Here is a 680-nt window from a genome sequence, read left to right on the forward strand (position 1 = left end):
CGGTGTTGCCGCTGCAGCAACAACGCCCTCTCATTGGAGACGGCTAAAGGTTATGCGAGGCTTGGGTAGAGGGGGATAAGTTTTGTTCTATGCGCTCCCCTCTCCCAGGGGGAGAGCAACCGTGTTTAAGAGGATGTGTTTTTTGCCCAGTCGGTTTGATCACGCATCATGGCGTTGAGTTGGGTGATGAGCTTTCGCATGAGGGCATTGAGNGTTGGAGATGAGTGTGTCGAAGAAGGCTTTGGAAGGTTTGTGGCAGCGCTTGGCAGCCATTGCGGCAAGATAGAGCATGTTTCGTGGCCGCATGCGTCCTCCTGAGCAACGCGCATGGCCTTTCCACTGACCGCTTTCACGGGTGAAGGGCGCTAAGCCAACTAAGCGTGCGATCTGTTTGCTGTTGAGCGTGCCCAATTCTGGTAGATCGCCAAGCAGGGTCATGGCGACGATGGGGCCAACACCCGGTGCGGTTTGCAAGCGGCGGCTTGCCTCATCCAGATGGGCATGAGCAGCAACATGCTTGTGGGCGGCGAGTTCCAGCACGGAGATTTCGGCCTTCAGCTTGCGGAGCTGGCGGGCGAGTGCGCGCTTGGCATCAGGCTGGTGTTCCCCACTTAGACGCTGCTCCAGTCTTTGAGCATTTTCCACCAGAAAGGCTCGTGCCGACATGATAGCCGATAAAG

1 protein-coding gene is annotated in these 680 nt (G+C 57.0%); it reads right to left on the reverse strand.

The genetic code is table 11. The annotated features are described in order from the left end of the window. Positions 1–159 precede the first annotated feature (159 nt). Positions 160–666 (reverse strand): transposase, encoded by a 507-nt coding sequence (locus tag B7364_RS04175; protein ID WP_085338685.1) that lies wholly within the window; start codon positions 664–666, stop codon positions 160–162. Positions 667–680 lie beyond the last annotated feature (14 nt).

Source organism: Aquidulcibacter paucihalophilus (assembly GCF_002105465.1).
Classification (GTDB): Bacteria; Pseudomonadota; Alphaproteobacteria; order Caulobacterales; family Aquidulcibacteraceae; genus Aquidulcibacter; species Aquidulcibacter paucihalophilus.